The following is a 13,418-nucleotide window of genomic DNA, read 5'->3' on the forward strand; positions in this document are numbered from 1 at the left end:
GTGGTAGGCTGGATAGGTTAGTTTCTTATAGGGTTTATTTATATACTACTGCGTGCGGTGGGTGTCTTTGTACCTCGACGCCGGCGGCGTCCGCGGCCGTAGCCTGCTCGGCAAGCGGCGGTATGTCGGTCGGCGGCGTCATCTCGCTCAGCTCGGTGTGCCGCAGTGCGAAGTACGCGAAGATGGCCAGGCCGATCATCAGCGCCGCGCTGACCCAGGCGACGTTGTTCAGACCGACGGTGAACGCGGCCCGCGCCGGCGCCAGCAGGTCGGGGAACTGCGCGGACAGCACACTGGCGGGGGCGATGCCCTCGCGGGCGGCCTCCACCACGTCCGGCGGCACCGTGTCGGGCACCGTGTCCGCCAACTCGCTGCGGTAGGTCGCCATGCCGATGCTGCCGAGCGTGGCGATGCCGATCGAGATGCCGAACTCGTTGCTGGTCTGCTGCAACGACGACGCGGAGCCGATCCTGTCCGGCGGCGCGGCGCCCATCACCAGCATGGTGCCCAGCGACGAGGGCAGGCCCATACCGAACAGCAGCACCGCGAAGCCCGCGACGAGCAGCCCGAGACCGTCCACGCTCTCCACCTGGGCCAGGATCAGATAGCCCACCACCCCGATGCCGAGCCCGAGCGCGATCACCCGGCCCGCCTTCAGCTTGGCGGTGAGGCCCGGCGCCAGGAACAACGCGATGATCATTGCCAGGGACGGCGGCAGCAGCCACAGGCCCGCCCGCAGCGGTGACAGCCCCTCGATCACCTGGAGGAACTGGGTCACCAGCAGAGACGCGCCGCCGTTGAGCGCGCTGACCAGCAGGCCGAGGATGAGCGCGGCGCGCAGCGTCGCTATGCCGAACAGGCGCAGGTCGAGCAGCGGGTCGGTGAGGCTCCGCTGCCGCCGCACGAAGAGGATGCCGACCAGAACGCCGAACACCATGGCGAGCAGCGCCGGTGCCGTGAAGCCGTCCTGGGCGAGCTTCTTCAGCCCGTACACCAGCGAGATCATCGCGACCAGGGACATGGCGACACTGAGCAGGTCGAGCTTGCCAGCGCCCGGGTTGCGGCGCTCCGGCAACAGCACCGGCGCCACCACCAGGACGAGGACCATGATCGGGACCGCGAGCAGGAACGCCGAGCCCCACCAGAAGTACTCGAGCATGATGCCGCCGACCAGGGGCCCGAGCATCAGACCGCCCATGAAGCAGCTCATCCACGACGCGATCGCCATGCCGCGCTGCGCCGGGTCCCGGAACATGTGTGTGATCAGGGCCAGGGCGGCGGGCATTCCTGCCGCGCCGGCCACGCCGAGCAGGGCGCGGGCGCCGATGAGCATCTCCGGCGTCGTGGCGTACGCCGCCAGCAGCGACGCCGCGGCGAACGCGGCGGAGCTGATCAACAGCATCCTGCGGTTGCCGAAACGGTCACCGAGCGTGCCCATGGTGACCAGCAGGCCGGAGGTGAGGAACCCGAAGATGTCCACGATCCACAACTGCTGGGTCGTGGTGGCGCCGAGGTCGGCGCTGAGATGCGGTAGTGCGAGATACAGGACCGTGAGGTCCACCGAGGCCAGCAGGGTGGGCAGGCAGAGCACAGCCAACCCGATCCATTCCCGGCGGCCCGCCCGCGGCACGGCCGCAGTGGTGCCTTCGGTTGTCATCGAATTCCTTCCTGAAGTTTCCCGAGTCGGGTGTCGGTCGGCGCCACGCGTCCGCGCCGCAACGTGTCGGCCCACCAGATGAGCTGTTCGAGCATGCGACCAGCCGCGACCGTCAGACCGGGATCGACCGGCCGGCCGGCGAGATCGAAGGCGGACCGGTGGTGAGGGATGGTCACCGGGTCGCGCACCGTCATCGCGTCCAGGTCGGTGAACACCTGGCGCAGATGGTCCACCGCCCGCAGCCCCGCAGCCGGACCGCCGTAGCAGACAAAGCCAACGGGCTTGCGCCGCCATTCGTCGCGGAACCAGTCGATGGCCGTCTTCAACGACCCGGGGAAGCTGCCGTTGTACTCCGGCGTGACGACGACGAACGCGTCCGCGGCGGCCAGCCATGGTGCGAGGTCGCGAACGGCGGGCGGAGCCGGGTCGCCGGCGACCTCGGGCAGGCGGGCCTCGGCGAGGTCGATCACGTCCGCCTCGATGCGCCCACCACGGTTGGTCTCGTCGCACAGCCAGCGCGCCGGGACCGGACCGAACCGGCCTCGGCGGATGCTGGCAATGACGATCACCAACCGCAGATGGTTCTCGCTCATCCTGGCGTCACCTCTCCCCGGCTCGCCGGCTTCCCGCAGCAGTGGTCAGCCTTCCGTGCCGGGGTTCCGGTTCGGTTCCGGCCGGACGTGCGCCGGCCGGAACCCCCGGGTCACCGCTGGGCGGCGATCTTCTCGAGAACCGGCACGATCTCGCTCGGTGCCGGCTCGGCGAGCATCTCGCCCCGGATCCGGTCCGCGGCCGCCCGGAACTCCGGCTCGTGCACCAGCCGCAGGACGTTGTCGCGGATCGCCTCGGGCGTCGCCCGGTCGAGCGTCAGATCCAGGCCGGCGCCCTGCTCGCGCAACATGTCGGCGCGCACGACGGCGTCCCACAGGTCGGGGACGAGAGTCAACTGCGGCACGCCGTACGCCATCGCCGTCGACACCACGCCGGCGCTGCCGATGTGCACGACGGCCGCGCAGCTGGGCAGCAGCGCGTGCATCGGCACGAAGTTCACCACCCGGACGTTGGGCGGCACGTCGGCCAGTTCGCTCTCGTCGACGGCCAGCGTCGCGACCACCTCGACGTCGGCGTCGGCGAAGAGCTTCAGCGTCGAGACCGGGATCGGGTCGTAGCCCAGCATGTAACGCATCGAGATGCCGGCGGTCACGCAGACCCTCGGGCGCTCCGGGCGCTCGCGCAGCCAGCCGGGGACCCGGGCCGGACCGTTGTACGGCACATACCGGAACGGCACGACTCGCAGCCCGACGTCCAGCCGCATGCTCTCCGGCGCCTGGTCCAGGGTGTACTGCCCGGTCAGCACGTCGGCGTCGTAGGTGACGCCGAACCGCTCCAGGTGCGCGGCGGCCCAGTCCTGCATCGGGTCGCGCCGCTGATCCTCGGGCTGCTCGGCGAGCAACGCCTGGAACCGGTTGTAGATGCGGGTCTGCGCGTCGGCCCCCCAGAGCAGGCGGGCGTGCGCGGCGCCGGTGACCCGGGCCGCGATGGCGCCGGCAAGGGTGAAGTTCTCCCAGATGATCAGATCCGGCTGCCACTCCCGCGCGTACGCCACGAGGGCGTCGACCATCGGGTCGTTGAACACCTTGGCCGAGGTCTCCACGGCCTCGTCGAAGAACGCCAGCAGGGCCGGATAGTCCATGTCGGCGCCGCCGGTCCGCAGCGCCGTGGTGATCCGCTCGCCCCAGGTCGGGTCGTCGGCCTTGGCCGCGATGACCGACATGAAGTCGTGGTCCTCCCCGACCTGCACGGCGGTCAGGCCGGACTGCACGACCGCGTCCATGAGGGCCGGTTGGGTGGCGACCCGGACCTCGTGGCCGGCGGTGCGCAGGGCCCAGGCCAGCGGGACCATGTTGTAGTAATGGGTGGTTTCCGCATAGGTGGCGAACAGAACGCGCATCGGTGCCCTTTCGGTCGGGTCGTCATGTGCCCGCCTACCGTCCACCAGCCGCCCTGGCCGGGGCATCTCGCAGATTGCGCACCTCGATCGCCCGGCAGCGGGCGTAGTCCGGCAGCAACCCCGCCTCCCTTGCCTGCTCCAGGGTCGGCGCGGCGCGGTCGCGCTCGGACAGATCGTGCCCGGCGGGGTTTCCCACCGGCAGACCCAGCCGTGGATCGAGGACGGAGACGGCGCGCTCGTCAGCGGGCTCGTACTCCCGCGAGAGCAGGTACTGCATGACGGCGTCGTCGGTCAGCGCGACGAAGGCGTGGCCGACACCGACCGGCAGGTACAGCGCGTCCATCCGGTCGCCGGTGAGCCGCACCGCGTCCCACTGGCCGTACGTGGGCGACCCCACCCGGATGTCCACCACGATGTCGAGCAGGGCGCCGTGCGCGCAGTAGACGTACTTCTCGGCGCCGGGGGGTGCGGCTGTGTAGTGCACCCCCCGAACCACTCCCCGCCGGGATCGGCTGTAGCTGGCCTGCGCGAGTGGGAACAGCGGACGGCCGGTGGTCTCGGCGAACAGGCCAGCCTGCAACGGGGTGCCGAAGAAGCCCCGGTCGTCGGGGAACACCGGCGCGGTGAAGTGCAGGGCCCCGGTCACGGCGAGCGGGCTCACTGTCACGGTGACCCCGTCAGAACCAGTAGCTGATGTACGGGCTGCGCTCCGGCACCGCCATGGCGTCCCACAGTCGCACCTTGCGCGCGTCCGGGGCGCTGATCCGGCCGGCCCTGGTGAGCGCGGCCGCCGGGGTGCCACCGAGCAGGATGACGGCCAGCGCGCCGACGCCCATCTCCAGGTCGGCCGCGCCGGTGACCGGCTCGCACGTGGCGTGCCCGTCGGTCACCTCCAGCCGGAACGTGCCGGCCGCCAGGCCCTCCGGGTCGTGCACGGTGAGCGTGAGGACGCCGTCGCAGGCCCAGCCGCGGGTGCGCAGGAGCCGTGGCACATCCAGCGGGCGGATCCAGAGGGCGTCCTGGCGGCGGACACGCATCCGTCGCGCGTCGTCGACCCACCAGCGCAGCGGGCTGTCCACCGGCATCCGCCACACGTCGATCTCGCGGACCAGGTCGACGGAGAACAGGTGCCGCCAGAGCGCGCCCTCCGCCTCCTGGTCGGCCGCGAGGAAGTCGATGACGTGCAGCTTGCTCTGCGGCGCGGACTCCGCCGTCCAGTCCGGCATGATCCGGTATGTCACCAGCCCACGGTCGTCGATCGCGGCGCAGTGCCGGGGCCCGTACCCCGGGGCGCCCAGGGCGAGAGCCTCCTCCAGCGCTCCGGACGCGGGGTCGCCGGCAAGCCGGTCCCAGTAGCACGAGGGGGTGAGCACCTCCCCGGGCGTCTGCGCCGCCTGCTGGGAGTACAGCTTGTACCCGAGGTCCCGGGCCTGCGTACCGTCGATCCGACGCGGACGCAGGTCGCGGCCCGGCACGTCGTCGCGCAGGCCGACCGCCCGGACGTCGAACTCGACCGCGTCGGACCAGGTCGCCGGGCCGGAACCGAACCGGCCGTAGATCGGCCACTCGGACGCGCCCCCGACGACGATCGCCTTGCCCTCGTCGACGGCCCGCCGGTTCAGGTGCGCGACTGTGGCGCGCAGCAACCCGCGCCGGGCCACCACCGGGTGCGCGGAACCACCGGTGCACGCGGCGGCCGGCACCGTGTTTCCGCCGGGGAGCACAAGGTCACGGTCGAGCGCGGTGTTGGTGGCGACGTACCGTTCGTCGTCGGCGACAGCCACGGCCCGATCCGCCGGGTGCGTACGCCGGTAGAAGTCGAGGATCTCGGGATCGGCGCTGACCGGGTTGCCGAAGGCACCGAGCCAGCAGTCCAACCATTCCCCGTACCGGTCGTCCGGGAGGTCGGTGACCAGCTGGTAGCCGGGAGGCAGCGTGCTCACGAGTGCGCCCCTTCGTGGGTACGGGCGCCGGCCAGCGGCGCGTCCGGGTCGGCCAGGACCCTGCCGAACAGGTCGCGGAACTCGGCCAGCATGCGGTCCACTGTGGTCTGCTCGAACCGGTCCGTGCTCGAGCTGACAGCGCAGAAGATCTCACCGTCCGGGTCGATGTCGATGGTCCACAGGATCGCGTCGTCGGGGATGCCCGGGCCCTGCGCCTGGGACAACCGTCGGCGCACCGGCGCGTACTCGACCGCACCGGCGGACCGGGTCTTCGACGCCGCGGGGTTCTGGAACACCGCGAAGCCCGGCACGACCATGCCGCCCTGTTCCAACCCCGCGATAACGTCCGGGGCCCGCTGCGCCAGTCCGACGAACGGCACCTCGTGCGGGAATGCCTCCAGGCAGGTGGCGCGCACCCGGGCGAGGACGTCGCGGTAGGTGACACAGCCCGAGATGTCGGTTCGCAGCGGTGACATGTTGACGAAGTAGCCGACCGTGGTCTCAGCCCACTCGTGCCGACGGCCAGGTCCGGGGGTGAGCGTCCACACCACCCCGTCCGAGACACCGGTCATCCGCTGGAGATGGATGAGCTGCGCCGCGAAGATCACCATGAACGGTGAGCTTCCCGTCGCACGGCCCAGGCGCAGGGCGGCCGAGCCGACCCGGGCGTCGATCTGGAAACGGTCGACGCGGGTGACGCCCGGATGGTCGGGGTTCGCCGGCCGGTCCGCGGCGATGACGACGGGGCGCGCTCCGGCCAGCCGCTCACGCCAGTACTCGAAGGACGGGTCGGACCCGCCGGCGGCGGCATCTCCCTCGGTGCGTCGCACGTAGTCGCGATACCGCGGCGGGTCCGGCAGGTCGGGTTTGCCGCCGGCCAGGCGGGCGGCGTAACACGCGGCCAGGTCGTCCATGACGATGCCCAGTGACCACACATCGATCAGCGGGAGGTACGCGACCAGCACCAGCACCGCGTCCCGGTCGTCGAAACGGCCCAGGTACGCCCAGAGCAGGGGGAGCTCGTCAGCGTCGAAGTGACCGGACTCGGCCTCGTCGAGGAACCGCTCGGCCCGTACGCCCCGGCCGTCCGGGTCGTCGCCCAGGTCATGCACCTGGAGCCGGGCCGGGCACGGGTCCCGCACCTCCTGTTCCCAGCCGTCGGCACCCCTGATCACCATTGTCCGCAGTGGTTCGTGCCGGGCGATGACGTCGTCCAGAGCCCCGCGCAGCAGGTCGGCGTCGACCGGCCCGGTGAGCCGCCAGCCACCGCTGGAGATGGGGCGCGGGCCGAACCCCGCCGTGGAGCCGTCCTCCTGATGCTGCCCGCGCAGGAACTCCTGCTCGATGGAGAACGGGAAGCGGTTCTCTGCGTACACCATTCCACCGTGCCTTTCCACGTGGTCGAGCCCGCTCGGGTCAGCGCCGTTCCGCACGCGCGATAACCGCCCGGGCGAGGGCGGCGCGTGTCGGATCCTTGAACAATTCCTCGACGGGCACGTCGATGCCGGTCCGGTCACTTATCCTCGCGACGATGCGAAAAGCCGCTATCGATTGCCCGTTCAATTCGAAGAATGTCGCGTCGGGCGGACCGGCCGCGGTGTCGAGAACGTCCTCCCAGATCGCTGTGACGTGCTTTTCGAGATCGGCGCGCGATTGTTCTGACATCCGGATCCCCTCGGCCGGGAATTCACTGTCTCGCGAGCTGAAGCATCACACGTGTTCGACCCGATGTTCATCTCCTGCGTTGCGCAGGCTCGTCAGCGCCGGGCCATCGACCGGTCGTCGCGCAGCAGGTCGTCGAGCGGCGCGCCGGCCCCTGCGGCGCGCTCCGCGACCAGTTGGGCCGGTCCCAGGTCGGCGGCCAGGAGCCCGGCGACGCGTCGCGAGTCGTGCCGGTCCGCGTCCGGTGACGGCAGTCCCGCCGCGTCGCGGGCGGCGTCCGCCGCGCCCAGCAGTCGGGCCGCCCGCACCGGGTCACCGGCCAGCCGGTACGCCCCGGCGAGCCCCTCCAGGGCGAGCGCCACCGCTCGCGGGTCACCGCTGCTTTGAGCCGCGGCGAAGCCCTCCCGGTGCCGGTGCAGCGCGTCGTCGGCCGCACCGCGCTGCTCGGCGACGAAGCCGAGCTCCGCGCCGACTGCTGCCACGCCGGCATGCCAGCCGGCCTGCCTGTTCCACTCCAGCCACGGGTGCAGCAGTCGCTCGGCGGCGTCCCATCTGCCCTGCCGGCGTGCCGTGATCGCCAACCCCAGGTCGGCGAACTGCTCCAGGGCCAGATTGGACTGTTCCTTGGCCATGTGCCGGGCCTGGGCGTGCAGGTCGCCGGCGGCGGCGTGGTCGCCGGCGTCCAGCGCGATCCGTCCCAGTTCGTTCAGCTGGTACGACACCTCCGGCCACAGGCCCAGCTCGCGGGCGATGCGGAGGGCATCGCGGTGCAGCCGCGCGGCGCGGCTGCTGTCCCCGGTCATCCGGGCCAGCGCGGCCAAGGGGTTGGTGGCCTGCAACACTCCCCAGTGGTCGCCGAGATCGCGGAACTCCTCCAGACTCCGCTCCGCGTCGCGGCGCAGCGCGGCGACGTCTCCGCGCAGCAGCGCCGTCCAGGCCAGGCTACTCAGCGCGGCCGCCGCCCCCCAGCGGTCGCCGAGGCTACGGAAGTCCGACAGCACTCCGTCCAACCGGCCGTCGCCGGGCCGGGCGGTGACATCCTCGGGCAGTGCCGAGGCGAGCAACCAGCGGGCCCGCGCCACGGCGTGCGGGTCGGCACCGGCCTCACCCTCGGCCTCCGCTCGGCACAGCAGGTCGTGTGGGTCATCGCCGCCGAGCGCTGCCATGCCCGCCTCCCAGAGCAGCGCCAGGGCACGCCGACCGGCCGGCGCCTCGCCCGGGACCGCGGCCGCCGCCGCCAGCGCACGGCGGCCCTCGCCCAAGTGGCCGCGCAGTATCCAGTACCAGGCGCAGGCGCAGGCCAGCCGGAGGGCGAGCACCGCGTCGCCACGCTCGATCGCCGCGGCCAGGGCCGCCCGCAGGTTGGCCTGTTCGGCGTCCAACCGGCGCAGCCACCGGCGCTGGACGGGACCGCGCAGATTCTGGTCCGCCTCCTCGGCGAGGGCGGCCTGGCAGGTGCCGTGCCGCAGCCGCACCGCCTCGTCCTCGCCGGACTCCCGCAGCCGCTCGGCGCAGTACGCCCCCACCGACTCCAGCATCCTGTACCGCACCCCGTCGGCGTTCTCCACGAGCGTGACCAGCGAGCAGTCCACCAGTCGCCCGAGCAGGTACGCCACGTCGGCACGGGACACTCCCCCGGCGGCGGGCGGATCGGCGCACACCTCCTCGGCGGATGACAGCGCGCAGCCGTCGGTGAACACCGACAGCCGTCGCAGCACGGCCCGCTCGTCCGCGCCGATCAGGTCCCAGCTCCAGTCGATCATGGTGCGCAGGGTGGCGTGGTGGGCCGGGCCGCCGCGCCGATGGGCAGCCAGCAGTCGGAACCGGTCGTCGAGGCGGGCGGCCAGTTCGGTGATCCCCATCGTGCGCACCCGGGTGGCGGCCAGTTCCAGGGCCAGCGGTATGCCGTCGAGCCGCCGGCAGACGGTGGCCACCGCTGCCGCGTTCTCGTCGTCGGGGGCGAAGCCGGGCTCGGAGGCGGCCGCCCGCGCCAGAAAGAGCTCCCCGGCGCTGGACCGACGCAGTTGCGCGACCGTCGTCGTACCCGCCTCCGGCGGCGCCAGGGGCGGCACCGGCACCAGAACCTCGCCGGGCACACCGAGCGACTCCCGGCTGGTGGCAAGAATGCGCAGGTCGGGGCAGGCGTCCAGCAGTTCACGGCCGAGCTCGGCGACATCTTCGACGACGTGCTCGCAATTGTCGAGCACCAGCAGCAGACGCCGACCCCGCAGCGCCGCCACCAGTCGGTCGACACCGCCGCCGCTGCCCGAGCGGCCGTCGTCCCGGAGCCCGAGCGTGCCGGCCACGGCGTCGATCACGGCGGACGCCGCCCGTCCGCCGCCGGCCGGGCGCGGCACGGTGCTGAACTCGACCATCCACGCGCCGGCCGGCACACCGGGTGCGATCCGCGCGGCGACGGCCACCGCGAGCCGGGTCTTGCCGACACCGCCCGGACCGGTCAGGGTGACCAGGCGGCCGGCGTCCAGGAGCCGAGCCGCGTCGGCGACCGCGGCGTCCCGGCCGATCAGCCCGGTGAGCGGGGCCGGCAGGTTCCCGCGTTCGGGTTCAATCGGCACCGGCGTCGTGGCCGGGCCGGTGAGCGTCGGGTCCTGGCGGAGCAGGGCGCGGTGCAGGGCGACCAGTTCGGGCCCCGGGTCGAGCCCCAGCTCGTCGCGCATGCGTTCGCCGAAGACCCGGAACTCGTCGAGCGCCTCGGCCTGCCGGCCGCACTGGTACAGCGCCCGCATCCGCGCCGCGCGGAAACGCTCGCGCAACGGATGGCGTTCCACCAGGTCGCCGAGATCGGCCAGCACGTCGGCGTGTCGACCCAGATCGAGCGCTGTCTCGGCCCACTCCTCCTGAGCGATCAGCCGGGCCTCCGACCAGCGCGTGACAGCCGGGCGGACGAACGCCTCGTCCGGAAAATCGGCGAGCGCGGGGCCGCGCCACAGCGCCAGGGCGTCGGTCAGCAGCGCCATCCTGTCCCGGGGGTGGACGGCGCGGCGGGCTCGGCCCACCATCTCGGTGAACAGACCGACGTCCACCGCGTCGTCGCCGGCGGTAAGGGCATACCCGGCCGGGGAATGCGTGACCAGATCGCGCGCACCCGGCTCGGCGTCGTCCAGCGCGCGCCTGAGCTGCGACATCTTGCTGCGGAGCACGCTGGCCGGGTTGGCGGGCAGTCGGTCGCCCCAGAGGTCGTCGATGAGCCGGTGCGCCGCCACCGGCCGACCGTCGTGGACCAACAGGTCGGCCAGCAGCGCGCGAACCTTGAGCTCCGGGATGCGCACCGGCTTGCCGTCAGCGGTCCAGACCTCGAGCGGACCGAGCATCCCGAAGCGCATGCGGCACAGGGTAACCCACCCGGTGGCGCGACGGCGGCAACGGAATGGCAGGTCAGCCTGCCGCGCGCAGCTCCACGATGGAGAACGAGCCGGCCGGATGGACGGCCACAGCGTGCAGCCCGACGGATGCCGCGAGGGCGGTCAGATCGGCGGCGGTCCGCTCCCGACCACCGCAGGCCGTCAGCATGCGCAGGTCCATTCCCGTGTGGGTGGCCTCCCCGCCGGGCCCGGTCTGCTCGACCACCAGCACCGCGCCGGTCTGCCCGGCGGCCTCCGCGCACCGGCGCAGGATCTCCCGCGCAGGGTCGTCGGCCCAGTTGTGCAGCACGAACGACAGCACGTACCCGCCAGCGCCGGCCGGCAGCGGGTCGAAGAAGCTGCCGGCCACCACGTCCAGGCGCTCCCCCAGGTCCGACTCCGCGACCGACTTGCGGGCGGCCTCGCAGTTGTCCGGCATCTCGAGCACCGTGCCACGCAGCGTCGGGTAGGCGTTGAGCAGCCCGATCAGCAGCGCGCCGTTGCCGCCGCCGACGTCGACGACCCAGCCCAGCGGACCCCAGTCCATGCCGTCGACGATCTCCGGCGACCGTGACTCCAGGTCGCTGGTGAGCCGGTTGAAGTTCGCGGCCCGCTCCGGGTCGGCGGCCCAGTCCTCCCAGAAGGAACGGCCGAACTGCACCGGAAAACCGGCCTCTCCCGTCCGTACGCTGTGCAGCAGCTGCACGAACGACAGTTCGGCCCGACCGACGGAACCCTCGATGTCCAGCCGGGCGCGGGCCTTCGACGGGTGGTCCTCCCGCAGCACCGCGCCGAGCGGGGTCAGTGAGTATCGCCCGCCGCTCTCCCGGGTCAGCAGGCCCCGGACGGCCAGGTACCGCATGACCCGCTCCAGCGCGTCGGCGTTCACCCCCTCGGCGCCCGCGATCGCCTCGGCGGTGTCGGCCCCCGCGTCGATGTGGTCGGCCAGGCGCAGCGTCGCCGCCGTCCGGATCGCCATCGGCGTACCGAGCCCCGCCATGGACCAGATCCTGGCGCTCATCTCGTCGCGTGCCACCGTGCCCCCTCGTGGGTCGTGAGAATCTGATCGTCGCCCGCTCACGCTCGCATTCCTTGCGTAGCAGCGGCATCTCCTGAATTGCCGTTCCGCTTCCATTGCCTTGTCGTGCCACCGAGCCGGCTGGCACGCTCCATGAATATCCGCACCGCCACGCCGAGGAGCTGATTGCCGATGCCGAGCGCAGAATCCACGACGGAGACGCCGGAGGCGCAACCGTCCGGACTACGGCCATTTACCGGTGCCGAATATCTGGAAAGCCTGCGCGACGGTCGGGAGATCTGGCTGTACGGCGAGCGCATCAAGGACGTCACCGAGCATCCGGCCTTTCGCAACAATGCCCGGACCATCGCGAACATGTACGACGCGCTCTGGGAGTCGCCGGATCGCGACGTGCTGACCGTCCCGACCGACACCGGCAACGGTGGCTTCACCCACCCGTTCTTCCGCGCCCCGGTCGACGCGGCCGACCTGCGCCGCTCGCGCGACGCCATCGCGGCGTGGCAGCGACGGTGCTACGGCTGGCTCGGCCGCTCGCCCGACTACAAGGCGTCGTTCCTCGCCACCCTGGGGGCCAAGGCCGACTTCTACGCCCCGTTCGGTGACAACGCCCGGCGCTGGTACAAGGAGTGCCAGGAGCGCGTGCTGCACGTCAACCACGCGCTCGTGCACCCGCCGGTGGACCGCCACCTGCGCCCCGAGCAGGTCGCCGACGTGTACGTGCACGTGGACCGGGAGACCGACGCGGGCCTCGTGGTGAGCGGGGCGAAGGTGGTGGCGACCGGGTCCGCGCTGACCAACTACAACTTCATCGCCCACCACGGGCTCCGGATCAAGGAGAAGCAGTTCGGTGTCGTGTTCATGGCGCCGATGAACGTCCCCGGGGTGAAGCTGCTCTGCCGCACCTCGTACGAGATGACCGCGGCCCGCACCGCCAGCCCGTTCGACTATCCCCTGTCGAGCCGGATGGACGAGAACGACGCGGTCATCGTGTTCGACCAGGCCCTGATCCCGTGGGAGAACGTCTTCGTCTACGGCGACCTGGAGAAGGCGAACACGTTCTTCCACGACTCCGGCTTCATGCCGCGGTTCTCCCTGCACGGCGCCACCCGGCTGGCGGTCAAGTTCGACTTCATCTGCGGCCTGCTGATGAAGGCCGTGGAGATCAACGGCACCGACGAGTTCCGTCAGGTACAGGGCAACATCGGCGAGCTGATGGTCTGGCGGCATCTGATGTGGGCGCTGTCCGACGCCATGATCGAGCGGTGCCGGCCGTGGGCCGACGGCTACGTGCAGCCCAACGAGGAGTACGCGCTGACCTACCGGACCCTCGCCCCGATGGCGTACGGCAAGATGCGCGAGATCGTCCAGCACACAGCGGGCAGTGGGCTGATCTACCTGAACTCGGGTGTCGCCGACTTCCACAACCCGGAGATCCGCCCCTATCTGGACCGGTACCTGCGCGGCTCGCACGGCACCGACGCTGAGCAGCGGGTGAAGGTGATGAAGCTGCTCTGGGACGCGGTGGGCACGGAGTTCGGCGGGCGTCAGGAGCTGTACGAGCGCAACCACGCCGGCAACCCGGACGATAACCGGGCCCAGGTGCTGCGCCGCGGCACCCAGGCCGGCGTCACCGACGACATGATCGCCCTGGTCGAGCAGTGCCTGTCCGAGTACGACCTGAACGGCTGGACGGCGCCGCACCTGGCGACGTAGTAGGCGGCGGCGATTGCCGCGGGCCCCTGACCCGGCGTGGGCTATCGTCGAGCGTCCACGCCTCAGTCTGCCCGCGACCGGCGTCCACGCC

Annotated in this window: 10 protein-coding genes; 1 reads left to right on the forward strand and 9 read right to left on the reverse strand. The window is 71.7% G+C overall.

Going from position 1 to position 13,418, the window contains the following annotated elements:
• Nucleotides 1–34: 34 nt before the first annotated feature.
• The 9 genes from AB0B48_RS27090 to AB0B48_RS27130 form a co-directional block, all read right to left on the reverse strand.
• Nucleotides 35–1,657 (reverse strand): MFS transporter, encoded by a 1,623-nt coding sequence (locus AB0B48_RS27090; RefSeq protein ID WP_357206416.1) that lies wholly within the window; start codon nucleotides 1,655–1,657, stop codon nucleotides 35–37.
• The gene (locus tag AB0B48_RS27095) at nucleotides 1,654–2,250 is read right to left on the reverse strand and encodes an NAD(P)H-dependent oxidoreductase (protein WP_357206418.1); all 597 of its coding nucleotides are present in this window, start codon (nucleotides 2,248–2,250) and stop codon (nucleotides 1,654–1,656) included. The genes AB0B48_RS27090 and AB0B48_RS27095 overlap by 4 nt, the downstream gene beginning before the upstream one ends.
• Nucleotides 2,251–2,360: 110 nt before the next feature.
• Nucleotides 2,361–3,608 carry an activator-dependent family glycosyltransferase gene (locus tag AB0B48_RS27100; RefSeq protein WP_357206420.1) on the reverse strand — a complete coding sequence of 416 codons (1,248 nt, stop codon included), beginning with the start codon at nucleotides 3,606–3,608 and terminating at the stop codon, nucleotides 2,361–2,363.
• Between the two features lie 34 nt (nucleotides 3,609–3,642).
• Nucleotides 3,643–4,275, reverse strand: coding sequence for a dTDP-4-dehydrorhamnose 3,5-epimerase family protein (locus tag AB0B48_RS27105; protein WP_357206422.1), 633 nt, complete (start codon nucleotides 4,273–4,275; stop codon nucleotides 3,643–3,645).
• A gap of 10 nt (nucleotides 4,276–4,285) precedes the next feature.
• Nucleotides 4,286–5,551, reverse strand: a complete 1,266-nt coding sequence (locus AB0B48_RS27110; protein WP_357206424.1) for a GNAT family N-acetyltransferase — start codon at nucleotides 5,549–5,551, stop codon at nucleotides 4,286–4,288.
• Nucleotides 5,548–6,930: a condensation domain-containing protein gene (locus AB0B48_RS27115; protein WP_357206426.1), complete on the reverse strand. Its 1,383-nt coding sequence runs from the start codon at nucleotides 6,928–6,930 to the stop codon at nucleotides 5,548–5,550. The genes AB0B48_RS27110 and AB0B48_RS27115 overlap by 4 nt, the downstream gene beginning before the upstream one ends.
• Before the next feature lie 37 nt (nucleotides 6,931–6,967).
• Nucleotides 6,968–7,216, reverse strand: a complete 249-nt coding sequence (locus tag AB0B48_RS27120) for a phosphopantetheine-binding protein (RefSeq protein WP_357206428.1) — start codon at nucleotides 7,214–7,216, stop codon at nucleotides 6,968–6,970.
• Between the two features lie 92 nt (nucleotides 7,217–7,308).
• Nucleotides 7,309–10,557 carry a BTAD domain-containing putative transcriptional regulator gene (locus AB0B48_RS27125; RefSeq protein WP_357206430.1) on the reverse strand — a complete coding sequence of 1,083 codons (3,249 nt, stop codon included), beginning with the start codon at nucleotides 10,555–10,557 and terminating at the stop codon, nucleotides 7,309–7,311.
• A gap of 52 nt (nucleotides 10,558–10,609) precedes the next feature.
• Nucleotides 10,610–11,611 (reverse strand): methyltransferase, encoded by a 1,002-nt coding sequence (locus tag AB0B48_RS27130; protein ID WP_357206432.1) that lies wholly within the window; start codon nucleotides 11,609–11,611, stop codon nucleotides 10,610–10,612.
• Between the two features lie 174 nt (nucleotides 11,612–11,785).
• On the opposite strand from AB0B48_RS27130, the gene AB0B48_RS27135 reads away from it, so the two are divergent.
• Complete coding sequence (locus AB0B48_RS27135) at nucleotides 11,786–13,327, forward strand: 4-hydroxyphenylacetate 3-hydroxylase N-terminal domain-containing protein (RefSeq protein ID WP_357206434.1); 1,542 nt, start codon at nucleotides 11,786–11,788, stop codon at nucleotides 13,325–13,327.
• Nucleotides 13,328–13,418: the final 91 nt, after the last annotated feature.

Origin of the sequence: Micromonospora sp. NPDC049089, assembly GCF_040648775.1 — a bacterium.
Lineage (GTDB): Bacteria > Actinomycetota > Actinomycetes > Mycobacteriales > Micromonosporaceae > Micromonospora.